Source organism: Niallia taxi (genome assembly GCF_032818155.1).
GTDB classification, from domain to species: Bacteria; Bacillota; Bacilli; order Bacillales; family Cytobacillaceae; genus Niallia; species Niallia taxi_A.
Map to the genome: position 1 here is coordinate 647,767 of NZ_CP102589.1, position 24,927 is coordinate 672,693.

Below are 24,927 nucleotides of genomic sequence, written 5' to 3' on the forward strand. Positions count from 1 at the left end.
GAAAGAGGAGTTTCTAAAAAGTGTTAACATCAGCCCAGGGGCAAAGCCTGAACCGCAGATAAACCTTTTTAAACAGAAATCCCTCTTTTTATATTCTTCTTAAGAGATACATTTCCTAACAAAAAAGACAAACACAGAAAAGAGGGAAGACTAGAAGCATGGCATATTCTACGGAAAAATTAAATGAAGAAAAGGTTTTTAAAGATCCTGTTCATCGTTATATCCATGTCAGAGACCGCGCTATTTGGGATTTGATTGGAACAAAGGAATTCCAGCGCTTGCGGAGAATTAAGCAGCTTGGCACGACCTATTTGACCTTTCATGGAGCAGAACATAGCAGATTCAACCATTCTCTTGGTGTGTACGAGATTGTCAGAAGAATTATAGATGATGTATTTAAGGACAGAAAGGAATGGAATAACAGCCAGAGGCTTTTGTCTTTATGTGCCGCGCTTTTACATGATTTAGGCCATGGTCCTTTTTCCCATTCCTTTGAAAAGGTATTTGACCTTGATCATGAACAATTCACGCAGGATATTATTCTCGGTGATACAGAAGTCAACCAGGTTTTATCAAGAGTAGCGGAGGACTTTCCGAAAAGAGTAGCAGAGGTAATTGGTAAAACATCAAAGGAAAAGCTGGTTGTTAGCCTTATTTCCAGCCAAATTGATGCTGATCGCATGGATTACCTGCTTCGTGACGCTTACTTTACGGGAGTAAGCTACGGCAATTTTGATATGGAAAGAATTCTTCGTGTTATGCGCCCTCGTGAAGATCAGGCTGTTATTAAGCAAAGCGGGATGCACGCAGTAGAGGACTATATCATGAGTCGCTATCAAATGTACTGGCAGGTTTATTTTCACCCTGTGTCAAGAAGTGCAGAAGTGATTTTGACGAAAATTCTACATAGAGCGAAGCATTTACATGAGCAATTTTACTCCTTTATTCATCATCCGACACATTTTTACTCCATCTTTGAAGATGAAACTTCGTTAGAAGACTACTTAAAGCTTGATGAGTCTATCATTCTTTATTATTTCCAAATGTGGCAGGAAGAAGAGGATGAGATTTTAAGGGATTTATGCAGACGTTTTATGAACAGGAACTTATTTAAGTATGTGGAGTTTGATCCCGCAAAAGAATATAAGATGCTTGCTGAATTGTCTAAAGCATTTACAGAGATTGGTTTAGATCCGGAGTATTATTTGGTTGTAGACTCTTCCTCCGACCTTCCTTACGATTTTTACCGTCCAGGGGAAGAAGAAGAGCGGCTGCCAATCCATCTCTTAATGAAAAATAATGAGATCAGGGAGCTGTCAAGAGAATCTGAGATTGTTGACAGTATTTCCGGTAAAAGAAGAACAGATCATAAGCTTTATTTTCCCAAGGACATTTTAAAGGACGATCGTGAACACAAAGAAGCGAAGATGCGGATAAGGCAGTTATTAGATATTAATTAGATTTAAGGATTATTCGGAGTAGGAGATGACCAATTTTGTTAAAAGATCATGCGAAAATTATGAACGCGATTGCTGCTTCAGGTGAAATTATCGGAAGAAAAAAATTGCAGAAGATGATTTACATCGCAAAGAAGCTGGATTTCCCTTTCCATGAGAAATATCAATTTCATTTTTTTGGACCGTACTCAGAGGAATTGACATTGAGGATAGAAGAGCTGTGTAATATGGGCTTCCTTAATGAATTAAAGGAGAAAAAGGGCGGATATTATCAATATCGGTATACACTGACAGAAAATGGTCAGGAATTTCTCGAACAGAATAAGGTGGAAATGCCGGCACTGCCAAGCTGTCTTGAAGATATGAACAGTCAAAACTCTCGATTCCTGGAACTTGTATCTACAGTCCTCTTTTTTGACAGCCTGGAAAAAGAGGAAGTGCAAGAAAAGGTCTTTACGTTGAAAAGCAAGCAGAAGTACACGGTCGAAGAAGTAGAAACTGCTTACCAATATATTGATGCTTTAAAGGGCATGGCAAAACAATAAAAAACAAGGATGCATGTTGATGCATCCTTGTTTTTTCTATTCGTCACTTTTACGCACGCCTGCAACTCCATAATTGTTTGGGGACATTTCTTCAATGAAGATAACGACGTTCTCTTTCGGAGCACCAGTTGTTTCAACAACTGCTTCTGTCACCTTTTTTACGAGCTTTTTCTTCTGTTCCTCTGTTCGGCCTTCCAGCATTTTCACAGTAATATATGGCATAATTATCCCTCCAGTCTAATTCGCTATCAGTTTTTCATATTTTCAGAAAAATAGCAAGCTTGAGGAAACAATGCTCCTCTGTGCAGTATGAAAGATTTATTTTCTATTTTATATCATGTATAATTTTATGGTGTACGACTAACTAATAGAAAAAAGATAAGCCTATATAGAAAATAATATGTAATTTGAGGGGAGAATAGCATTTTGTTATTTACACAGTCTTTGGCGAGTTTGCCATACATTATCATCTCCATCATTATTGCTTTTACGGTCCATGAATTTGCCCATGCATATGTGGCATATAAGTTTGGAGATCCGACCGCCCAAAAGCAAGGGAGACTCACCTTTAATCCGATTGCCCATATTGATCCAATCGGTGCCATTTTCATCCTGATTGCCGGTTTCGGTTGGGCACGGCCAGTGCCAGTCAACCGCCACTATTTCAAACGACCAAAATTGGCAGGTGTGTTAGTTTCGTTTGCAGGGCCTTTCAGCAATCTTGTGTTAGCTTTCTTAGGTTTTGGTGGAATGGTATTGATGCAAAAATTAGGTATTCCGACAGGCACAGCTTTTGATTTATACCCATTTTTGTCCATGTTTGTATCTATTAACTTAATGCTCTTTGCCTTTAACCTGCTGCCGCTTCCTCCATTGGACGGCTATCGAATCATTGAGGATTTAGTGACATCCAGAGTGCGGGCTATGATGTCTAAATACGAAGTGTACGGCTCGATTATCTTTATCGTCTTGCTTGTAACAGGATTGTCCAGCCAGACTATTTCACCTTGGATAAGTAATATATCCGCATTTTTTTATAATATCTTTATTTCCATATTTTATTAATCGTAATAAGGAGTGTATACGTTGGAAGAGAAAAAGAAAAAACCAATCGGCTTCAATATCATTAAAAATGCTCCGACAGATGGACATAAAGGCTTCGGAATCGGCGCTTTGAGCCTGGAGAATGTTTCTCCAGTGATTATTGATGTAGAAGCTGGCGAGGCTGCTGTTGATGTCGGTGCGATGCATGCGAGAAGTGTTGTTGAAAAAGGGATTAAGTTTTTGAAAGAAAAGGAAGAGGTCCCAAATGGAAAGCCATACTGGCTTGTGTGGGTGACAATTGACCGCAAGCCGGAGGGTGCTTATTATGCAGGGGTTACAGCTTGTGAAATGACTGTTGACCGTTCGATTCGCAGAGGCTATAAGTCCCTGCCAGAGCATGTGAACAAAATGGATAAATCAATGAAACGTCATATCATGGTAGATCATATGGATGACAAATCAAAAAAATTACTTGCAGACTTTTTAATAAATCACGACGAGTCAATTTGGGACAATTCAACAGATCAGTTGAAAAACGATTTACTCGGATAAAATGAAAGAAACAGCCTTCACCGTGAAGTGAAGGCTGTTTTTTTTATTACCAATGGAAAATTCGTTTATACCAAGGTAGCTTTTCAACTTGCTTTTGTCCGTTGTTATCGGTCGGATTCGATGACTCATTTTTAGGGAGGTCATCACAGTATTGAGTCGGAACCTTATCCTTAGTGAAATACATCAGTCTTTTTGGTGAACAGTCCTCTGTCGCAAGCTTTCCGCTTTTCGGATCAATATAAGCAGCGGCAGTTCCCTTTGTTGGTTTAAAGCCAACTATTGGTTGCTCCTTGAGGCTGTTTTCCATAAATTTAACCCAAACCTTTTTGGCATAAGTTTTATCGGCTGAGATGGTAATTGGGCCACCTTCATCGTAGCCTGTCCATACAGCGGAAACGAGCTGCGGAGTATAGCCAATCATCCAGCTGTCAGATTCAGTTGTTCCCGATTTTCCAGCGTAAATTCTCGTGATATTATTCAAGATGGTACTGCCAGTCACGCTTGCATAGCCATTTAGATTTTTGTCAAACATTCCTGTCATCATGGAATTCATGATGAATGCTAAATCTTCATCCAAAACCTGCTCTTTTTCTTGTTTACTTCTATAAATCAATTGTCCGTCTGCTGTCTCAATTTTCGTAATGAACACCGGTGAAGTGTTATTGCCTCCATTTGCCAGCATGCTGTATGCGTTAGCCATATCAACAACCTTCACATTGGATGTTCCTAATGCCAAGGAAGGCACGGCCTGCATCGGTGTCGACAGCCCAAACCTTTTAGCTGTGTCTGCCAACACATCCATTCCTAGAAATAAATGTGTCTTAACTGCGTATACATTATCTGATAAAGCCAGTGCTTGGGCCATCGTGATGTTTCCATCCGCATACTTATTGTTAAAATTATGAGGAATATATGGATCACGGCCATCCTCAAAACGGAAGGTCGTTTTTTCACTGCTCATCATCGTCACAGGCGTAAATCCATGCTCTAATGCCGCATAGTAAAGAAGCGGCTTAATAGTAGAGCCAGGCTGACGGGCTGCCTGTGTCGCCCTGTTGAAGGAGCTTTCGCTGTAATCCCGACCACCAACCATCGCTTTGACATAACCGGTGCTTGGATCCATTGCAACAAATCCGACTTGGATTTTACTTGTATCACTTATTTCACTTTTGACTGTATCTTCTGCTATTTTTTGCTGCTTCGTATTTAAGGTTGTGTATACACGCAACCCGCCAAGCTGAATGGTCCGATCGTCCATATTCAGTTCTGTCTTTAAGATGTTTTTCACGGCATCCTGAAAGTAAGGTGCTGTTTCAGCACTTGAGATTGGGAATTCCCCTGTAAACTCAAGCTTTTCTGTCACTGCTGCCTGCATATCCTTTTCATTGATATAGCCGTTTTCCATTAAGGAATGAAGAATAATTCCTTGCCTCTTCTTGGCGTTTTCAGGTGATACTAGTGGAGAATAGACACTCGGCCCTTTCGGTATACCTGCGAGCATCGCCGCCTCGCCTAATGTCAGATCTGATGCTGGTTTACCAAAGTAATATTGGCTAGCGGCTTCCGCACCATAGGCACCATGACCATAATAGATGGTATTAATATAGCCCTCAAGAATTTCCTGCTTTGTATAGAACATCTCAAGCCTTATTGTATAAAAGGCTTCAGAAAGCTTCCTTTTCCATGTCTTTTCATGCTCTAAAAAAAGATTTCTAGCATACTGCTGTGTGATAGTACTAGCACCCTGAACCTTTGCCATTGCCTTTATGTCAGCAAGTATCGCCGCTGCTATTCGTTTATAATCAAAGCCATGATGGTCATAGAAGCCCTTGTCCTCTATGGAAACTGTCGCATTGATTAAATCTGGACTTATTTCCTCAATCGGAACCCAGTATCTCTTTTGCCCACTGTTGCTCTCACCGATAATCGTCCCATCGTCAGAATAGTAAATAGTTGACTGGGTAACAGTTAAAGGCGGTGCACCCAAAACCTTCGCATAGATAAGAACCCCTGCAAAACCAATGCTGAAAATAAACGCGGCGAGTATTGCCAGGATGACAATCAGCCTGATATATTTAGCTGAATTTTTCAGGCGATCTTTTGCAATGACTTCCATTTACAATACACCTCCAAGTGGTTCTGTCCTATTTATGATAGATGTCATATTTTTAAACTCCTATATTGAGGTTTTTCGGAATAATAGATAGCACTAGTATGTGGATAAGATTTACATTTTAAACCTTTTATAGCGGAGCTAGTAAATTTTTCTTGCTTTTTAGCGAATATACTCTATACTTTTTTTCGTGTTTGTTATTTATTTGTTTGGGAAGTATATAGGGTAAATGGGTAATTAAGCCTTGTAAATATATGCTTTTTGCGTATGTGCCTGTCCCAATTGATTAGGATTACTTATCAATATGGTCGATACTATCAATAGTCAAAGCAGATTTCACACCCTTCTGCATAAGGGCAATTTAGAATGGAGGAAGCAAAGATGGGATTATGGTTTACAGAAAAACAAACAGATAACTTCGGAATTACGATGAAAATTAAACAAACATTACATACAGAGCAAACAGATTTTCAAAAGCTTGATATGGTCGAAACAGAAGAATGGGGCAATATGCTCCTACTGGATGATATGGTTATGACCTCTGTCAAGGACGAATTCGTATATCATGAAATGGTTGCACATATACCGTTGTTCACACATCCGAACCCGGAGAATGTGTTAGTGGTAGGCGGCGGAGATGGCGGTGTCATTAGGGAAGTGTTAAAGCATCCTAGTGTGAAAAAGGCTACTTTAGTAGATATTGACGGAAAGGTCATTGAATACAGTAAAAAGTTTCTGCCAGAAATAGCCGGAAAATTGGATGATCCTCGGGTTGAAGTTAAGGTTGGCGATGGTTTCATGCATATTGCTGAGAGCGAAAATGATTATGATGTCATTATGGTCGATTCTACAGAGCCTGTTGGGCCTGCAGTCAATTTATTCACTAAGGGATTCTATGATGGAATTGCAAAGGCATTAAAGGAGGATGGCTTATTTGTAGCCCAGTCCGATAATCCTTGGTTTAAAGCAGATCTTATCCGTGCTGTCCAAAAGGATGTTAAAGAGATATTTCCTATTACGAGACTGTATATCGCTAATATACCAACATATCCAAGCGGAATGTGGGCATTCACAATTGGTTCAAAAAAGTATGATCCACTTGAAGTGAAGGCTGACCGTTTTCACGAATTAGAGACAAAATATTATACGAAGGAATTACACAAGGCTGCTTTTGTGCTGCCGAAGTTCGTTAAAGATTTAACAGAGTAGAAGGCTCCGCTAGAACTGCAGGAAGCTGTAATTCTAGCAGAGCTTAATATAAAAAAAGAAGTTAAAGGGAATATCCCTAAAAGGAGTGGACAGATTTTGCGTTTTGATGAAGCATATCAAGGTAATACTTTTATAAAAAGTCACCAAAATTTTGAGGAAAGCAAGGCAGTTCTTTATGGAATGCCGATGGATTGGACAGTATCCTTCCGTCCCGGCTCAAGATTCGGCCCAACAAGAATTCGTGAGGTTTCAGTTGGTCTTGAAGAGTACAGCCCGTACTTAGACCGTGACTTAGCAGATGTTAAATACTTTGACGCTGGAGATATTCCATTGCCATTCGGAAACCCGCAAAAAAGCTTAAACATGATTGAAGAATTCGTGGATAAAGTATTGGCTGAAGACAAGTTTCCACTTGGAATGGGCGGCGAGCATTTAGTTTCATGGGGTGTTTTCCAAGCGATGTACAAAAAATATCCTGACTTGGCAATCATCCATATGGACGCACATACAGATTTACGGGATGAATATGAGGGAGAGCCGCTATCTCACTCCACACCGATTAAAAAGGTTGCAAACCTAATCGGTCCAAAAAACGTCTACTCATTTGGAATCCGTTCAGGTATGAAGGAAGAATTCGAATGGGCAAAAGAAGTTGGTATGCATATCTCCAAATTTGAAGTGCTAGAGCCACTAAAAGAAATCCTGCCAACATTAGCAGGCAGACCAGTATACGTTACAATCGATATAGACGTATTAGACCCAGCACATGCACCAGGAACAGGAACAGTAGACGCAGGCGGAATCACATCAAAAGAACTACTTGCATCCATACACGAAATTGCACGCTCAGAAGTAAACGTTGTAGGAGCAGACTTAGTGGAAGTAGCACCAATCTACGACCCATCAGAACAAACAGCAAACACAGCAAGCAAACTAATCAGAGAAATGATCCTTGGTTGGGTAAAATAATCCAAGGCTTGAAGCTTTTGGTATAGATGAAGTTAAGAGTTTCTCTATAGATTTGTGTTTTTTATCTCGAAACCCGTTATTTATACGGGTTTTTTCTTTTCAACAAAAAGAAAAGCAGATAACTTCATCTATATCCTTACATCATCTTGCACTTCCCATTTAAAAAATTTATACTTATTAAGTTATAGTTTAGAGGAAAAGGAAGTGTTACCGTTGTCTAACGGGCAAGCACCTATAAAAATACATGTGACCACCAACATATACAACGGAAGCTCGAAAGATAGTATCGAGTGGGTTGGATTTGGACAATACTTAGAAAAAGACGGAAGCAGTTATATTAAATACGAAGAAGAAATAGAAGAAGGCACCATTAAGACGATTGTTAAAGTATCTGGAAATGAAGGATTAATACTTCGCAGCGGAGCAGTGAAAATGCGACTGGCCTTTTTGTTGAACAAAAAGCGAAATGGCAGCTATGAAACTCCTTATGGTACTTTTCTAATGGTGACAGATACAAAGCGGCTAGGCATGGAAAAAGAAGCACATAGTCCATCAGGGCTTATTGATATATTGTATGATTTAAATACGAATGGCAATAAAAATGGAACCTATCATATGACAATCAATTTTAAGGAGGAGACAGTACAAGCATGAATATCGTAGATCAAATAAAAGAAAAACTGAAGGATGAAATTAAAGCGAGTGTTGTGAAGGCAGGTCTTGCTGAAGAGGCACAAATTCCAGAAGTAATTCTAGAATTACCGAAGGACAAGGCACACGGGGACTATTCTACAAATATGGCGATGCAACTGGCAAGAGTGGCAAAAAAAGCACCAAGAGCAATTGCAGAAGCAATTATCGACAACTTTGACCAAACAAAGGCATCCATTGAGAAAGTAGAAATTGCTGGTCCTGGATTTATCAATTTCTATATGAATAACCGCTACTTAGCAGACTTAATTCCGACAATTCTTGAAGCAGGCGATGCTTACGGAGAAACTAGCTTCGGAAATAAGGAAAAGGTGCAAGTTGAGTTTGTATCAGCTAACCCTACTGGAGATCTTCATTTAGGACATGCCAGAGGTGCTGCAGTTGGTGACTCTTTGTGCAATATTCTTGATAAAGCAGGTTATGATGTATCAAGAGAATATTATATCAACGATGCTGGAAACCAGATCAATAACTTGGCGCTATCTGTTGAAGCGCGTTATTTCCAAGCCCTTGGTCAAGATAAGGAAATGCCTGCAGATGGCTACCATGGTGAGGACATCATTGGAATCGGTAAGAAGCTTGCAGAAGAATTTGGCGATAAATTTGTGCATGTAGAGGAAAAGGAACGTTTTGATTTCTTCCGTACATACGGACTTAAATACGAAATGGGCAAGCTAAAGCAAGACCTTGAAGATTTCCGTGTACCATTCGATGTGTGGTATTCAGAAACGTCTCTTTATGAAAATGGGAAAATTGATGTAGCATTGAACTCATTAAGAGAAAATGGCTATATTTACGAAGAGGATGGAGCAACATGGCTTCGTTCTATGGATTTCGGTGATGATAAAAACCGCGTGCTTATTAAAAATGACGGGTCTTACACATATTTGACTCCAGATATTGCTTATCATAAAGATAAATTGGAAAGAGGCTTTACAAAGCTAATCAACGTTTGGGGTGCTGACCACCACGGCTATATTCCGCGTATGAGAGCAGCTATCCAAGCATTAGGCTATGATAAGGACGCTTTAGAAGTGGAAATCATTCAGCTTGTTCATCTGTACAAAAACGGTGAAAAGATGAAAATGAGCAAACGTACAGGTAAAGCAGTTACAATGAGAGACTTAGTGGAAGAAGTAGGATTGGACGCAACACGTTACTTCTTTGCGATGAGAAGTGCTGACACACATCTTGATTTTGACCTTGATTTGGCAGTATCTCAATCAAACGAAAATCCTGTATACTATGCTCAATATGCACACGCACGTATTGCGAGCATTTTAAGACAAGGGAAAGAACAAGGGATTGAGCTAGATAATAATCTTGATGTTTCCCATATTACTGCAGAAAAAGAGTTCGACCTATTAAAGAAATTAGGGGAATTCCCACAAGCAGTAACAGAAGCAGCAGCAAAAAGAATGCCTCACCGCATCACAAATTATATCTATGATTTAGCATCAACATTCCATAGCTTCTATAATGCAGAAAAAGTATTGGATGCAGACAATATGGAAAGAACAAAAGCAAGATTGGCACTAATCCAATCAACAAAAATCACATTGAAAAACGCACTGCATCTTATCGGTGTTTCTGCGCCAGAGAAAATGTAACAAGAAAAGGATGGAAGCAATTCCATCCTTTTTTCTATTAATTCATCACCCATTTATCCTTCAAAAACATGATTCTGCCGATAAGGAAAACAACTACTAATACAATAAGATTGCTTCCAATTGTGATAAAGAAATGTTCAAAGTTAGTTATACCAAAGATCAGCTCTTTAAGCAGGGAGTAAATATTCATAACAGGTATGGCGAAATGTTTGAACTCTAACTCATTTATACCGACATTTGACATAAACATTAAAGGCAATATCGTAACCATCATAATTGGTGCACTATAGCTTTGTGATTCCTTAATTGTTTTGCCGATGATGCTAGTCAGCATAAGCAGGGAAGCTATAAACATGGAGTAAACAATTGTTAGCACAAGTGCCAAGATAACACTTAAACCAAAATTATCCCCAATCTCAATAGCATTTTTAAGGTTTTCTGTTAAGAAGGCTATTTCCAATACGACAACAAGCAATGTGATAATTCCTGTGACTGTGCCTATTGTTGAAATTGTTAGCCATTTGGCAAATACAAGTGTAGAGCGGTTGACAGGAGTCATCAGTAATGCCTCCATTGTTTTCTTTTCTTTTTCCCCTGAAAAGAAATCAGCAGCAGAAGGTCCTGCTCCAACACTGATTGCGACAGCAAGAATAAGGGGAATGAGCATTGCCACAAGATTAATAGTCGGGTCCTCACTCAATTCTTCCTGTGTTATTGACAACGGCTTAATTGTATCAGCTTCAACGCCAAGAGACTCTAATCTTTCTGAAACTATTATGCTCTCATATTGGGACAGAGCAGCTTGTGTAAGGGACATGAGTGTAGAGGAGCTTTGACTGAACGAATCACCGATAATCGTTAATTCTGCGTTCTGCTTTTCAGCTACAAGGTTGGCAAAATTATCATCTGTCATTAAAGCAGCCTGAGCTTCTCCATTTTGTAACGCTTCTTCCGGGTTCTTCGCTTCAACTAGCTCAATGCTGCTGTTGGCAAGCAAGGACGTTTTTATTTCTTCAGGTAGAGTGGCAGCTACAGCAAGCTGATAGGATTCACCTTCCCCATCCGAAACCAATTTTTCATAAAATAAAGTAAGTAATGTCATGATAATAATAGGTAAAAACACCGTTAATAATAATGTCCGTTTATCTCGAAAGGAATCCTTCAATTCTTTTAAATATATATTAAGAAACATGGGCATTTCCTCCTCTAACAAGTCTGCTCATAAAGATATAGTTTAAGTCATTGCTTCCTTCTGCTTTATATAAATTTTCAAGGCTGCCATGGTGGACAAGCTCACCTTTATGCATCATCGCAACACTGTCACACAAAAGTGACACCTCCTCCATAATATGGCTCGAGAATATAATCGTTTTGCCGTCCTGCTTCAGCTGGTGGACAAGCTGACGAAACACATTGGAGGAGGTAATATCAAGACCTGTCGTTGGTTCATCGAAAAGAATAATTTCTGGGTTATGAATAAGCGTTCTAGCTATAGCCACTTTTTGGCGCATGCCTTTAGAGAAATTGCCGACTTTTCGGTCAAGATAATCTCTCATTCCAAACATCCTTGCTAATTCATCAATCCGTACCCTTGTTTCATGTTTGCTGAGTCCGTATAGGCGGGCAAAGTATTCTAGATTCTCCCTTGCTGATAAGCGATCGTACAAACCTGTTTCACCACCGAATAATACGCCAATCTTTTGCTTTATTTCATTTGGATTTGTCTTCGTATCAAAACCAGAGACAGTGATAATCCCCTCTGTTGGCTGTAGCAAAGTAGCAATCGACCGGAGTAATGTTGTTTTTCCTGCCCCATTTTCTCCTAATAAGCCGACTGTTTCTCCTTTCTTTATGTGGAAAGACACATGCTTTAATGCGGCTACATAAGTCTTTTTATCTTTAAATGTTTTCGATACCTTTTGTACTGTTATCATGTTTACCACTTCCTTCTTGTTATCTTTGTTTTTATCATACAGATAAAGGAAATGAGCGTCTGTACATATGTCGCGAAAAGTCCATTTCCTGTCGCGAAAATGCTGTACAAGGGTGGGAAAGTCTAATTTTGAGGAACACCTTATATTTCCAATTTGTAAACAATAAGAGGGGAAACCATGATAAAATAAGGAAGTAAAGAAAATATCTGGCAAAGGGAATGGGCAGATGAAATGAAAATCGGGCTAGTTGATGATAGGGCAATTGATTTAGATAAATTAAAAGGTATCGTTTCTGCCATCCCAGAGGCAGAAATTGTATTTGCAACCGACTCTGCAGAAGAGGCATATGAACAAATAAAAAAGGAAGCTATTTCTCTTCTTATTGCAGATATAGAAATGCCGAATCTGTCAGGATATGAGTTAGCTGACATTATTCACTCACATGCATTGAATATAAATGTTATTTTTGTAACGGGAAACAGTGGCTATGCAGTTCATGCTTTTGAGCTGAATGTTCATGACTATATTATGAAGCCTTATTCAAAAGACCGGCTTGTTCAGTCTGTTAAGAGGCTGATCGAAAAATCTCAGTCTGCAGAAATAGCCGGAAGAATTTATATAAAACAAAAGAATGATATACATATTATTTTAAAGAAGGACATTATTTTCATTGAGAGATCTGGAAGGTCTACAACAATCCATACGAAAACGGAAGCAATTAAGACATATCAGACACTTAATGAACTAGAAGGTGAATTAAGAGAGAGAGACTTCGTCAGATCCCACCGCTCCTTTATTATTAATATCCACTGTATTAAAAGCTTTTCCTTGTATGCAAAAAATTCCTATACGGTGACATTTGAAGGGACAGAAGCAAAAGCAATGATTACAAAGGAAAAGGTCGAATTTATTCAAAATAATTATTTCTAAGGAGCAAAGAATGGTGAAGGCAGATCAACTTTATTGGATTATATTATGGGCAGTTTCCGCCGTTCATATAGGATTGTTTTATTACGTCTTTCACTGGCACTTTTCCTTATGGATAATGGCTCTCATACTGTTAGCAGGAATATGTTTATATTATAAACGAGGGAAAGCTCTAATAACTGAAATGGGATGGAGGCTTCATGCTTTATTCTGGAGTGTGCAAACAATTATTGCAGCAGTAGCACTAACTTTGAAGATAGAATGGCTGTGGATTGTTTTTTTCCTGTTGTTCTGGGTTATTGAACTACTTAGAAATATGGTAACAGTTGAATTGTCAGAGGTGAGAAGGGAATTAGTACGAACTGATGGGGAAAGGGAAAAAATGAATGAGACGTTCCGAACAGTCAGAAGTGAACGCCATGACTTCCTGAAGCATATAGCTGCCATTCATTATATGGTTGAGAAAAATGAATTTAAAGAAGCATCAGCATATTTGAATGTACTTGTTGATGGCTATAAGGAAACAAACCTCTCTATTAAGGGTGAAAGTGGAGCAGTTGCTGCTATCTTGCATCAACATTATATGAAAGCTCAAAAAGAAAATATAGAAGTAATTTATGATTTAGATGTCCCTATTTCTGTCATGCCAGTGCCAGATAAAGAGCTTGTAGCTCTTGTTGGCAATTTGCTTGAAAATAGTCTTGAGGCCTGCTTAGAATGGCAAAAAGCCAATCAGCAGCAAGCTTTTATCACATTGAATTTAGTGAAACGAAGTGGATTATATATATTAACTTTAAGAAATCGTGCAATGCCCATCCCTGCAAAAGTACTGGATCGGCTCTATATTCAATTCGGAAATTCAACAAAGGCAGGTAGCGGTAGGGGTATCGGAACAAAGGTAATTTATGAAATTGTAAAAAAACATCAAGGTGTTTTGGATTTTGTTTACAAGGAAGAAGAATTTACGGTCAAGATTAAACTGCCAGCTATCCGCTGATTTAATTTATTTATGAGGTTTAAAGACGCCTTCTTTTCAAATAATAAGACCATTATATGAAAAAGGAAGGTGTTTATGAAGTTACTTTTATTAGCACTTATAACCGGATTTTTGACAGGTTTTATCTTTGCTTTACTCAAGCTGCCAATACCAGCGCCAGGGGCATTGCCTGGGATAATCGGAATTGTTGGCATTTATGCAGGATTTAAAGTTTATGTTAGCTTAGAGCCATGGATCTCTAGCTTGTTTACAAAGCATTGATAAAAGAAGGAGGCAGCATAATCGCTGCCTCTTTTTTTGCTGTCGAAAATGTCTTGGCAGCAAAAGCCAGTGTAGGACTTTTAATATTAAATTATTGCTTCGCACAGAAAGCGAGTTCTGTAAATCTTAAAAACTTATTCTCACTGTTTAGCTTTAATGATTAAGAAATCACTGTTTATTTTAATGAAAGATAACAAATATGCTAAACATAATAAGATTATTGGTAGGGTAAATCTATGAATCTCTAATAATATTGACAATATTCGTAACATTTAGCGCAAAGTATTTTAATTTAATCCTTTCCTTGTTATGGTGTACTTGTTGGAGCATTTATTGGTTTCTAAAGTTGTGGTGGGTTACGCTTGTTTCTATTTTTTCACGTCTTTTTGTTATTTGCTATAAGTGTTAATTAAGTTTGGGAATAAAACTTTCATCCTGCTATCACGTTTTTTTAATAAACGGTCACTGGTTTATCTAATTTTAACGAAACAGGTTTCCTGAAATGGAAGCTGATTTTAGGTAATGAAGAATTAACCAGAAAGGAGTTAGAAGGAATTGAAGCTTGTTCAATATAATAATACAAACCTAGCCCTCTTTAAAACAAAATCGCAATTTAATCAGTCCGTAAGTGTATATAAACAATATATATCCGTTATGTCATTAAGACACGATATTCGTTACAAGCTTTATAGAGTATTTAATTATTTAGCAACTCAAGCTAGGCCAAATTTAGGTGTTTTGTCAAAAGACAATAAACAAATATCCATGGATTTAGAAATCAGTACAAGAACCCTTATAAAATATTATGAACGTTTAGTTAACCTGGGAATGTTAGAGCTAATTAATCCTAAAGATACGACAACATATATATTTATTATTAACCCAATTACATTAAATAAGGCTGTAGATTTTCCAATAATCACAATTAATGATGATAAATAAATGAGTTAAATGAATGCTAAGATTTAATCATAGTATCGTTTAAATACTTATGTCTCAGCTTGTGAGAAATAATAGAACCTTTCTCCACAAACGAAAGAAGGAGACAGCATCCTTGCTGTCTCCTTCTTTTAATTAATTCCATTCTAATGTGGCTCCACCGATTCTTTTAATCCCGCGAATTTTGCTTAAATCCTCAACAAGCTGTAAACAAGCTTGATCCTTCAGCTTTGCTTCAATCATGAAATCGACGTCCATTTGAAGGGGACGCAATAGCTGGATGAGTGGTTTGACAAACTCCGCGTTTACAAAATCTGCATGTGAGCGGAATGTCTTCTCTGATTTGGGAGAAGACAAATGAATTTTCGGAGTAATTCCGCGGTGTTTCCAAGTTCCAAATATTGGCAATAGAAGTTCATCTAGTGGTTTATCACATAAGTTTGCCATATGATGATGATAGTCAAAAACAAGCGGAATTGTTTCGTTTTGACATACTGTTAATGTTTCCTCTGTGTTATACGTCTTGTCATCATTTTCTAATGTCATTATCTTCTTAATATGCAATGGCAATGACTTGATATTTTCATAAAAGCGGATAAGTGTTTGCTCCTTGTCACCGTATGTGCCGCCAATATGAATGTTAATAACACTTCTATCCTCTACTCCCATTGCTTCTAGCAATTTGTAATGATATTCCATATCAATGACAGCATTCTTTGTTACTTCCGGTCTTGGCGAAGTGAATAACGTATATTGATTAGGATGAAAGCTGACTCGCAGCCCATGATCCTTTACGAGTTGTCCAATTTCTGCAAACTCTTCCTTAAATGGAGTGAGATAATCCCACATAACATCAGGGTGTGTTGCTAGTGGAACAATGGAGCTTGACATGCGGTACAGCATGATTTCATGCCCGATATTGTAATGCAATGCTCTTTTCGTGTTGATGAGATTTGTTTTTGTTATTTCCAGAAGCCTTTGTTTCCGTTCTTCCTCAGGCAGTTCTTTGTAACGTGCAAAGGTCATTGTTTTGGAGGGCGAAGCGTCCCAAAGGTTCGTCGCTGTGGAAACATATCCAAATCTGAATTTCATCTTCGTTCTCCTTTCCCTTTGAAAAATTTACAGCAGAGGTGCAAATAATTTGGCAATCCACTCTAGCAATACTGTTTTAGGTTTAGGCTTTTCTAAGTATTCAAGCGTGTATTTTTCTGATACGGCAATATCCTTATCAACAATGCTGTTCATTTCTGTAATAAAGCTAGGTTCAAAAATACAGCAAACCAGTTCATGGTTCAAGAAAATGCTTCTCTTATCAAAATTAGGAGTGCCGACAAGACAAATTTCATCATCTGCTGTAATAATCTTACCATGAAAAAAACCATGTTTATAATGATAAGCCCTTGCACCACCCTTTAACAGGGTACGTAAATAGGGAAAGGAGGCTTCCTTTACTAAAATATGATCAGGCTTTGTTGGCAATAGCAGTGTGATTGTGACATTTCTGTCTTGGGCCATGCAAAGCTCTTTCATTATCCTTTTGCTAGGAATGAAATAGGGAGTGCCAATAAATAGTGTTTTCCGTGTATTACGGATAAGTCCGCAAAGAACATCCTCTAAATAGACTCCTTGGGTTGGAATGATCTGATGTCGGGCATTTCCTTTAGGCTGTTCGGGAAAGTAAATAGGATTCTGAAGCAGATTTGTTTTTGTGGCATCGGTCCAGTCTAATAAAAATTCGCGCTGCAGGTCTTCGACACCTTCACCTGTCATTTTAAAATGGTAGTCCCTCCATGGACTTAATTTTAAATTGGCGTGAATATAATCTTTTCCGATATTAAAACCGCCAACATAGCTGATTTTTCCATCAATTATAGATATCTTCCGATGATTTCTAACCTGCAAAGAATAGAAAAATGGCAGTGTTGGTCTATTGCAATAAGCAAACTCCACTCCTGCTTCCTTTAACTTATTGCGGATTTTTTTTCTGATTTGGAAGCTTCCGAGCCAATCGAGCAACAGTCTTACCTCAATCCCATCCTGTGCCTTTCTTTCAAGAATTTCTAAAAACTGTGTGCTAATTGTATCTGCTTTTACAGTGTAAAATAATATATGTATATGCTTTTCAGCATTCTCCAGCTCTTGGAATAAGTCTGGAAAGAGGTCTTTTCCGTCGTTGAAGATTTGAAAGTTACTTTCTCGAAACGGATAATTTCTTCTCGTAACCTTTCGCTTAGTGATAGCTTTGCCTACAATGAAATCTATATAAAGTAAAAAGATAAGCAGTAACAAAATACCAATGATTATTAAAAAAGTATACATAGAAGTTCCCCCTTGAATATGTATTGTTTCCCATTTTTCCTTATTCTATAAGAGAGTTGCGAAGACTCATGGAACTTTCAGAAATACCGTAGGCAATAAAGAAAAGAAAAGCTAAATAAACCTTAGCTAGAACTAGCATATTCACTAGAAAATTGTTTATAATGGAGAATATGTATTTTTTCTCTTTACTATGAAATGGAAACTGTATAAAATGAAACTCCATGAGGAAATAAATGTTAAGGCAGAAAGATTTCCGCTTGCATGCAGATTAAGATAATGCCTTTAATAAATGTGGTATAACTACATACAATCCAATTCGGATAAAGAGCAGATAGCGAAGGGAAGTGCCAAAATGAGTGTTGATAAGTTTACAAAAGAAGAATTAAATGAAATGTCATTAATTGAAATTGCATATGAACTATTAAATGGTGCAAAAACACCATATTCTTTCAATGAAATCGTGAAGGAAGTAAGCAGGCTAGTGGATTTGTCTGAAGATCAAATCAATGATAGACTTGCACAATTCTATACAGATATTAATATCGATGGACGTTTTTTGTCATTAGGAGATAATCGTTGGGGATTACGTACATGGTATCCTGTTGATAAGTCAGAGGAAGATGTCGTTACAGTAACGAAGCCGAAGAAGAAAAAAGCGAAAAAAGCTGCTGAAGATGATTTCGACGATTATGATGACAGCGTTGAAGAAGATTATGAAGAGTTTGATGATGATGATCTTGACGATGATGTTGAAGATGAGGACGATTTGCTAGATGACGACCTTACTGAAGACGACGAAGAAGAAGAAGAAGAAGAAGACAGCTTTGACGAAGATGCAGAAGATGCTTTCGAAATCGACGAAGATGAGCTGGATGAGGATTTAGACGAAGAAGATGATGAAGAAGAAGACGAGGATGAGTTTGAAGACGAGGATGAAGAAGATAAATAAGACCCTTGACTTTTAGATGCCTTGCTTGTAAAATCATTTTTGGGCTCCTTAAAAAAGGAACGAACTGATATTTGCTTAAATAGCGCTCCCCTTACTTGAAAAAGTAAGTGGAGCTTTTTTGTTTTTATAAAATGATTTTCAGGCCGCAGAACCTGTTTTAAAAGATTAGGACAGGGCGCTGAAAGGCTTTTTTATAAAAGTGGCTTTACAGCAATTGATTCACTCCCCTCGAAAAAAAAATATTCGAATATTTTTCTTTAAATAAAGACAAATATGCACAAACTTTAACTAAGGGGGATTATAAAAATGACAAAATATATTTTTGTTACAGGTGGAGTTGTTTCATCACTTGGAAAAGGAATTACTGCAGCTTCATTAGGAAGACTGCTAAAAAACCGTGGAGTGAGCGTAACCATTCAAAAATTCGATCCATATATTAACGTGGACCCAGGAACAATGAGTCCATATCAGCATGGTGAGGTTTTTGTTACAGATGATGGCGCGGAAACAGATCTTGACTTAGGACATTATGAGCGTTTTATTGACATTAACCTAACGAAATACAATAATGTCACAACAGGAAAAATCTACTCAACTGTGCTACGAAAAGAGCGCAGAGGAGACTATTTGGGAGGAACTGTTCAAGTTATCCCTCATATTACGAACGAGATTAAAGAAAGAGTATTCCGAGCAGGCCGTGAAACAAACGCTGATGTTGTTATAACGGAAATCGGGGGAACTGTCGGTGATATCGAGTCATTGCCATTCTTAGAGGCAATCCGCCAAATTAAAAATGATATCGGCAGAGAAAATGTAATGTATATTCACTGTACATTAGTGCCTTATATCAAGGCAGCTGGCGAAATGAAAACAAAGCCAACACAGCACAGTGTTAAAGAGCTTCGCAGCTTAGGTATTCAGCCAAATGTAATCGTAGTGAGAACGGAAAAGCCAATTTCACAAGATATGAAGGATAAAATTGCTCTATTCTGTGACATTGATACAAATTCTGTTATTGAATGTCAAGATGCAGATACATTGTATACAATTCCACTAGCACTTCAAGAACAACACTTGGATCAAATTGTTTGCGACCATCTTCATCTTAAGTGTGAAGAAGCAGATATGACAGAATGGATTGAGCTTGTTGATGTCGTCCGTAATCTGTCTAAAACAGTTAAGATTGCGCTTGTTGGTAAATATGTTGAGCTGCAGGATGCTTATATTTCTGTAGTTGAAGCATTAAAACACGCAGGCTACGCTTTCGATGCAGATATCGAAATTGATTGGATTAATGCAGAGCACGTAACTTCTGAAAATGTAAAAGAGCTGTTGCAGCATGCAGATGGAATCCTTGTTCCAGGAGGATTTGGCGACCGTGGTGTTGAAGGAAAAATCATTACAACACAATATGCTCGTGAAAACAAAGTTCCATTCTTCGGAATTTGTCTTGGAATGCAAGTAGCTTCAATTGAGTTTGCTCGCAATGTATTAGGCTGGAATGGAGCAAATTCTTCTGAGTTGGATGAAAAAACTTCATACCCTGTTATTGACTTGCTGCCAGAGCAAAAGGATATTGAGGATCTTGGAGGAACTCTTCGTTTAGGTCTATATCCATGTAAATTAAAAGAAAACACAAAAGCATATGAAGCATACCAAGATGAGGTTATCTATGAAAGACATCGTCATCGTTATGAGTTCAATAACCAATATCGCCAAGAGATGGAAGACGCTGGTTTCGTCTTCTCAGGAACAAGTCCTGATGGCCGTCTAGTTGAAATTGTTGAGCTTAAGGATCACCCTTGGTTTGTAGCATCACAATTCCATCCAGAATTTATCTCAAGACCAACAAGACCACAACCACTATTCCGTGAGTTCGTAGGATCTTCCTTGCGTTTTTCTGAGAAATAAGCAATAAAAAAGCTAACCTTTTAAGGTTAGCTTTTTTGCTTACAATTCATATTCCTTAATAAATTCATCCAACGTAAACTTGATGCCATAATAGACAAATAAAGCAGCGATAGAAGCAGGATATCCGAAGCGTTTGCCTTCTTCATCAGGCAGCAGACCTTTCGTCAATTTAAGGTCAATATGTACATCTGCAATGTCTTGTAATCCTTCTGAATCAGCAGACATAATGGTACTTACAGACACAAAAGGAATAAATTCTTCTGCAAGCTTCTTGGCTAAAGAAAGAACCTCCGAATCATCTGACGCCCGTGAGAACAATAAGAAGCGGTCATTTGGGCTAACATTATCAATAGAATGCTCCTCTGTCCATTCTTCTGCCCCTTGCAGCGGTTCAGCACTGTACAAGCTTTCAGAAACAACTGCCTTCATTTCATTGGTGGCATAAATGAAGATTTTGCCATCTCCGCCAAGTGCTTGGGCAAGTATTCTGGCACTATCCTCCATTGATTCTTCTTCCTTTTCGTGAAGTCTTTTAAATAAACCACTTAATTGAGTGGAGAACATTTTAAGCAATGTGAGGCACCCCCATATTTATTTTTACAATCTTATCCATTGATAGGGAAAGTTTGAGTGATTCAATTGTATTATAAGGAAACGGCAAGAAAAGGCAAAATTTATGCCTGTCAGCAGGAAAATATCAATAAAAAGTAGAAAGTTATTTATAGAGAAAAACTTTGTTATATAATGGATGTAATTGGGTCTATTGTCTAAAATAGTCTTTTTTGCTGTGTCGAATATCAGCAGCCGGTTATCAGATATAGGGGAACATCTTTTTCATTTGCAACAAATAGAGGAAAATTAGGAAGGGGAGGGTCTAAAATGAAAGGGAAAATATTAATCGTGGATGACCAGTTCGGTATCAGAATTTTATTAAATGAAGTGTTTCAGAAAGAAGGCTACAAAACATTTCAAGCTGCAAATGGAGTGCAGGCGCTAGAAATAGTGACGCAAGAGGTTCCTGATTTGGTACTTCTTGATATGAAAATCCCTGGAATGGATGGCATTGAAATATTAAAACGTATGAAAAAGCTCTACAAGGATATTCGTGTAATTATCATGACGGCATATGGTGAGCTTGATATGATTCAGGAAGCAAAGGATCTTGGTGCATTGACACATTTTGCAAAGCCTTTCGACATCGATGATTTGCGTGCTGCAGTAAAGGAATATATAGTCAGCTAAAGTATTGAACTAAACGGAGCCTTTTGGGGCACTTATACCTAGTAATTTTACGAATACATAATAACAAAAAAATGATAGAGCAAATTAATTGCTCTATCATTTTTTTGAATAAAACTAATTTTTTTATGACATTTTATAAAAAATGGTTGGATAGATAGCATTTCTCTACTTATTTTGGTATGATTACCTATGGAATTTAAAAGCTAATTGATTCGTTTTATTTTACTAGGGGTAATGTATACATATTCACAATTCTCTTTGGAGAATTTAATAAAGGTTACCTTGTAAAAACGACGATCATAATAAGGAGGAAGAAATATGCCTTTAGTTTCAATGAAAGACATGTTAAACAAAGCAAAAGCAGAAGGCTATGCTGTTGGTCAATTTAACTTAAATAACCTTGAGTTCACTCAAGCAATTCTTCAAGCTGCAGAAGAAGAAAAATCTCCAGTTATCCTTGGGGTATCTGAAGGTGCTGCTCGTTACATGGGTGGTTTCACAACTGTAGTTAAAATGGTAGAAGGTTTACTTGTAGACTATAAAATCACTGTTCCTGTTGCTATTCACTTGGATCACGGTTCAAGCTTCGAAAAATGTAAAGAAGCTATCGACGCTGGATTCACTTCTGTTATGATCGATGCTTCTCACCACCCATTTGAAGAGAACGTTGAAACAACTAAAAAAGTTGTTGACTACGCTCATTCAAAAGGTGTTTCAGTTGAAGCTGAGCTTGGAACTGTTGGCGGACAAGAAGATGATGTTGTAGCTGAAGGCGTAATCTACGCTAATGCACAAGAGTGTGTTGAGCTTGTTAAACGCACTGGCATCGATACTCTAGCTCCAGCACTTGGTTCTGTACACGGACCATACAAAGGTGAACCAAACCTTGGTTTCAAAGAAATGGAAGAAATCGGTAACCTTACTGGTCTTCCACTAGTATTGCACGGAGGAACTGGAATCCCAACAAAAGATATCCAAAAATCTGTTTCTCTTGGTACAGCTAAAATCAATGTTAACACTGAAAACCAAATCGCATCTGCTAAAGCAGTTCGCGAAACATTGGCTGCTAAACCAGAAGAGTACGATCCACGTAAATACTTAGGACCAGCTCGTGATGCTATTAAAGCAACTGTTATTGGCAAAATCAAAGAATTCGGTTCTTCAAACAAAGCGTAATATAACATAAATGATCGAAACCGTCCTTAATGGGCGGTTTCCGTTCATTTACTGTATTTTAGAAAGTCAGTCGAATAAACAGACATATTGTCGGTTATGATGTATAAAGAATGATAATTCCCCATTTGAAGACTGGCTGAAGCTGCTTAAAGGAACAAGACAAGCAGTCCCCATCTGGACTAGACTAAAAGCACCTTTATGTTCAACACATCCAGTATTCTAGTTATCAAGCTTCTATTGAAAAAACACCCAGATTTTTATTAATTATTAATTTCACCGTTCGTAAATTTGACTTGGCGATATTAATTTTGATACTACTTGAGATTTATTAGCCAAATTGGGAATACCCAACTGTCCTTAAATGTTACCTGGACATGCTTTTGCCCTTCTAAACATTGTGCATGTGCTAGCACTTTTCCTATCTTCCTTAAATTTTGGTATAATAATTGAATTAGTAGGAACTCATAATTGATATTACATTCAAGACTTAATTCAATTTTTATATTCCTGTAAACAGGGAAGTTAGCAAAGCAGTACTTGCCCAAATGAAAAGGGGCCGCAAAACGGCTAAGTAATTTCGGATAATACGAAAATTACATAATTAAGTACACGCATTGCTTGGCTTAGAAGGGAGTTAGAAATGGAAAAACTTATGATTGCAGGTGGATCACCATTAAAAGGTACGGTTCGCATTAGCGGAGCAAAAAACAGTGCAGTTGCACTGATACCAGCCACTATTTTAGCAGAATCTCCAGTGACCATTGAGGGATTGCCTGACATTTCTGATGTACACATATTGAAAGGGATTATGGAGGAATTAGGAGGAAGTGTTTCATTCTCTGATTCTGATATGACGATTGACCCGACTTCTATGATTTCCATGCCTATGCCAAATGGTAAGGTCAAAAAGCTGCGTGCTTCCTATTACTTAATGGGAGCAATGCTAGGCAGATTTAAAAAAGCTGTAATTGGATTGCCTGGGGGCTGCCATTTAGGTCCAAGGCCGATTGATCAGCATATAAAAGGATTTGAAGCATTAGGAGCTCAAGTGACAAATGAACAGGGAGCCATTTACCTAAGAGCTGATGAGCTGAGGGGAGCCAGAATCTATCTCGATGTGGTGAGTGTAGGGGCAACTATTAATATCATGCTTGCGGCTGTAAGAGCAAAAGGCAGGACGATTATTGAGAATGCCGCTAAAGAACCAGAAATCATTGACGTTGCTACATTGCTGACTAATATGGGCGCTAAGATTAAAGGGGCAGGAACGGATGTCATTCGAATAGATGGTGTCGATCGGTTAGACGGCTGCCGTCATACAATTATTCCTGACCGAATTGAGGCCGGAACTTATATAATTATTGGTGCAGCAGTTGGTGATGGAATACTGATTGATAATGTAATACCACAGCATTTAGAATCTCTTATCGCAAAATTAAGGGAAATGGGTGTGCATATTGAATCAAGTGGTGATCAAGTATTTGTAAGCTCCAACCCTGATTTGAAGCCTGTGGATATTAAAACCCTTGTTTACCCAGGATTCCCGACAGATTTACAGCAGCCGTTCACATCGCTTTTGACAAAAACAAACGGTACAAGCATGGTAACGGATACAATATACAGTGCCCGCTTCAAGCATATTGATGAACTGAGAAGGATGAATGCCACGATTAAAGTGGAAGGAAGATCGGCAATTATCAATGGACCTGTTCATCTGCAAGGAGCACGTGTTAAGGCAAGTGATTTAAGAGCTGGAGCAGCATTGGTAATTGCAGGATTGATGGCAGATGGCATCACTGAAGTTACTGGTATTGAGCATATTGACAGAGGATATGGACAGCTTGTAGAGAAGCTGAAGGGCTTAGGAGCGTCTATCTGGCGTGAAGGTATGACCCAGGAAGAGTATGAACAAATAAAAAATGGTTGATAGTGATAACAGGGTGGAATAATGGGTGCTGCTAATCTTAATGGACCCCTTCTGTAAGTGGAGGAGCTATAAAGCGAGGTCAGCCTCATTCTGCCCGTTTTATCTTATGTTGATGTTCCAAGAAAACGGATTCTT

The 24,927-nt window shown here is 38.1% G+C and carries 24 protein-coding genes; 17 read left to right on the forward strand and 7 right to left on the reverse strand.

All coding sequences use genetic code 11. The annotated features are described in order from the left end of the window. Positions 1–158 precede the first annotated feature (158 nt). The gene (locus NQZ71_RS03255) at positions 159–1,460 is read left to right on the forward strand and encodes an HD domain-containing protein (protein WP_144455110.1); all 1,302 of its coding nucleotides are present in this window, start codon (positions 159–161) and stop codon (positions 1,458–1,460) included. Positions 1,461–1,495: 35 nt separating this feature from the next. Further along, positions 1,496–2,002 (forward strand): YwgA family protein, encoded by a 507-nt coding sequence (locus tag NQZ71_RS03260; protein WP_127738970.1) that lies wholly within the window; start codon positions 1,496–1,498, stop codon positions 2,000–2,002. A gap of 36 nt (positions 2,003–2,038) precedes the next feature. Here the strand turns inward: NQZ71_RS03260 and NQZ71_RS03265 are convergent, their stop codons facing one another. After that, a complete protein-coding gene (locus NQZ71_RS03265) occupies positions 2,039–2,224 on the reverse strand; it encodes a 2-hydroxymuconate tautomerase (protein ID WP_275008318.1) in 186 nt (61 codons plus the stop codon). Positions 2,225–2,428: 204 nt separating this feature from the next. Between NQZ71_RS03265 and NQZ71_RS03270 the strand changes: the two genes are divergently transcribed. Beyond that, the gene (locus NQZ71_RS03270; protein ID WP_275008320.1) at positions 2,429–3,067 is read left to right on the forward strand and encodes a site-2 protease family protein; all 639 of its coding nucleotides are present in this window, start codon (positions 2,429–2,431) and stop codon (positions 3,065–3,067) included. Positions 3,068–3,088: 21 nt separating this feature from the next. Next, positions 3,089–3,598, forward strand: coding sequence for a YwhD family protein (locus NQZ71_RS03275; protein ID WP_144455114.1), 510 nt, complete (start codon positions 3,089–3,091; stop codon positions 3,596–3,598). A 46-nt stretch (positions 3,599–3,644) separates the two neighbouring features. Here NQZ71_RS03275 and NQZ71_RS03280 read toward each other — a convergent pair whose 3' ends face one another. Continuing rightward, positions 3,645–5,714: a transglycosylase domain-containing protein gene (locus NQZ71_RS03280; protein WP_317011288.1), complete on the reverse strand. Its 2,070-nt coding sequence runs from the start codon at positions 5,712–5,714 to the stop codon at positions 3,645–3,647. A 378-nt stretch (positions 5,715–6,092) separates the two neighbouring features. On the opposite strand from NQZ71_RS03280, the gene speE reads away from it, so the two are divergent. The 4 genes from speE (at position 6,093) to argS (ending at position 10,210) form a co-directional block, all read left to right on the forward strand. Further along, the gene (speE, locus tag NQZ71_RS03285; protein WP_144455116.1) at positions 6,093–6,920 is read left to right on the forward strand and encodes a spermidine synthase; all 828 of its coding nucleotides are present in this window, start codon (positions 6,093–6,095) and stop codon (positions 6,918–6,920) included. Between the two features lie 96 nt (positions 6,921–7,016). After that, positions 7,017–7,889: an agmatinase gene (gene speB / locus NQZ71_RS03290; RefSeq protein WP_144455117.1), complete on the forward strand. Its 873-nt coding sequence runs from the start codon at positions 7,017–7,019 to the stop codon at positions 7,887–7,889. A 213-nt stretch (positions 7,890–8,102) separates the two neighbouring features. Beyond that, positions 8,103–8,543: a YwiB family protein gene (locus NQZ71_RS03295; protein WP_225314744.1), complete on the forward strand. Its 441-nt coding sequence runs from the start codon at positions 8,103–8,105 to the stop codon at positions 8,541–8,543. Then, positions 8,540–10,210, forward strand: a complete 1,671-nt coding sequence (argS, locus tag NQZ71_RS03300; RefSeq protein WP_144455118.1) for an arginine--tRNA ligase — start codon at positions 8,540–8,542, stop codon at positions 10,208–10,210. The genes NQZ71_RS03295 and argS overlap by 4 nt, the downstream gene beginning before the upstream one ends. A gap of 37 nt (positions 10,211–10,247) precedes the next feature. On the opposite strand, the gene NQZ71_RS03305 is transcribed toward argS, so the two are convergent. After that, positions 10,248–11,402 (reverse strand): ABC transporter permease, encoded by a 1,155-nt coding sequence (locus tag NQZ71_RS03305; RefSeq protein WP_144455119.1) that lies wholly within the window; start codon positions 11,400–11,402, stop codon positions 10,248–10,250. Further along, on the reverse strand, positions 11,392–12,144 hold the full coding sequence (locus NQZ71_RS03310; protein ID WP_144455120.1) for an ABC transporter ATP-binding protein: 753 nt from the start codon (positions 12,142–12,144) through the stop codon (positions 11,392–11,394). The genes NQZ71_RS03305 and NQZ71_RS03310 overlap by 11 nt, the downstream gene beginning before the upstream one ends. A 231-nt stretch (positions 12,145–12,375) precedes the next feature. On the opposite strand from NQZ71_RS03310, the gene NQZ71_RS03315 reads away from it, so the two are divergent. From NQZ71_RS03315 to NQZ71_RS03330, 4 genes are all read left to right on the forward strand, one after another. Beyond that, positions 12,376–13,074: a LytR/AlgR family response regulator transcription factor gene (locus tag NQZ71_RS03315; RefSeq protein WP_275008329.1), complete on the forward strand. Its 699-nt coding sequence runs from the start codon at positions 12,376–12,378 to the stop codon at positions 13,072–13,074. Between the two features lie 10 nt (positions 13,075–13,084). Further along, a complete protein-coding gene (locus NQZ71_RS03320) occupies positions 13,085–14,068 on the forward strand; it encodes a sensor histidine kinase (protein ID WP_275008331.1) in 984 nt (327 codons plus the stop codon). 75 nt (positions 14,069–14,143) lie between these two features. Beyond that, positions 14,144–14,329: a XapX domain-containing protein gene (locus NQZ71_RS03325; protein ID WP_127738983.1), complete on the forward strand. Its 186-nt coding sequence runs from the start codon at positions 14,144–14,146 to the stop codon at positions 14,327–14,329. 555 nt (positions 14,330–14,884) lie between these two features. Further along, positions 14,885–15,271 carry a hypothetical protein gene (locus NQZ71_RS03330; protein WP_317011290.1) on the forward strand — a complete coding sequence of 129 codons (387 nt, stop codon included), beginning with the start codon at positions 14,885–14,887 and terminating at the stop codon, positions 15,269–15,271. Between the two features lie 132 nt (positions 15,272–15,403). Here NQZ71_RS03330 and uvsE read toward each other — a convergent pair whose 3' ends face one another. Further along, positions 15,404–16,360 (reverse strand): UV DNA damage repair endonuclease UvsE, encoded by a 957-nt coding sequence (gene uvsE, locus NQZ71_RS03335; RefSeq protein WP_275008334.1) that lies wholly within the window; start codon positions 16,358–16,360, stop codon positions 15,404–15,406. A 27-nt stretch (positions 16,361–16,387) separates the two neighbouring features. After that, the gene (gene cls, locus NQZ71_RS03340; RefSeq protein ID WP_275008336.1) at positions 16,388–17,587 is read right to left on the reverse strand and encodes a cardiolipin synthase; all 1,200 of its coding nucleotides are present in this window, start codon (positions 17,585–17,587) and stop codon (positions 16,388–16,390) included. A gap of 352 nt (positions 17,588–17,939) precedes the next feature. Here cls and rpoE point away from each other — a divergent pair, with 352 nt between their 5' ends. Both rpoE and NQZ71_RS03350 read left to right on the forward strand, forming a co-directional pair. Beyond that, entirely contained in the window at positions 17,940–18,536 is a 597-nt protein-coding gene (gene rpoE, locus NQZ71_RS03345) for a DNA-directed RNA polymerase subunit delta (RefSeq protein WP_317011291.1), read from the forward strand. A gap of 306 nt (positions 18,537–18,842) precedes the next feature. Continuing rightward, positions 18,843–20,447: a CTP synthase gene (locus tag NQZ71_RS03350; RefSeq protein ID WP_144455127.1), complete on the forward strand. Its 1,605-nt coding sequence runs from the start codon at positions 18,843–18,845 to the stop codon at positions 20,445–20,447. 39 nt (positions 20,448–20,486) lie between these two features. Here NQZ71_RS03350 and NQZ71_RS03355 read toward each other — a convergent pair whose 3' ends face one another. Then, positions 20,487–21,020: a DUF2529 domain-containing protein gene (locus tag NQZ71_RS03355; RefSeq protein ID WP_317011292.1), complete on the reverse strand. Its 534-nt coding sequence runs from the start codon at positions 21,018–21,020 to the stop codon at positions 20,487–20,489. Positions 21,021–21,326: 306 nt separating this feature from the next. On the opposite strand from NQZ71_RS03355, the gene NQZ71_RS03360 reads away from it, so the two are divergent. The 3 genes from NQZ71_RS03360 to NQZ71_RS03370 all read left to right on the forward strand — a co-directional run bounded on the left by NQZ71_RS03360 (position 21,327) and on the right by NQZ71_RS03370 (position 24,792). Beyond that, positions 21,327–21,689: a response regulator gene (locus NQZ71_RS03360; RefSeq protein ID WP_127738990.1), complete on the forward strand. Its 363-nt coding sequence runs from the start codon at positions 21,327–21,329 to the stop codon at positions 21,687–21,689. A 318-nt stretch (positions 21,690–22,007) separates the two neighbouring features. Next, entirely contained in the window at positions 22,008–22,865 is an 858-nt protein-coding gene (locus NQZ71_RS03365) for a class II fructose-bisphosphate aldolase (RefSeq protein ID WP_127738991.1), read from the forward strand. 640 nt (positions 22,866–23,505) lie between these two features. Further along, positions 23,506–24,792 carry a UDP-N-acetylglucosamine 1-carboxyvinyltransferase gene (locus NQZ71_RS03370; protein ID WP_127738992.1) on the forward strand — a complete coding sequence of 429 codons (1,287 nt, stop codon included), beginning with the start codon at positions 23,506–23,508 and terminating at the stop codon, positions 24,790–24,792. Positions 24,793–24,927 lie beyond the last annotated feature (135 nt).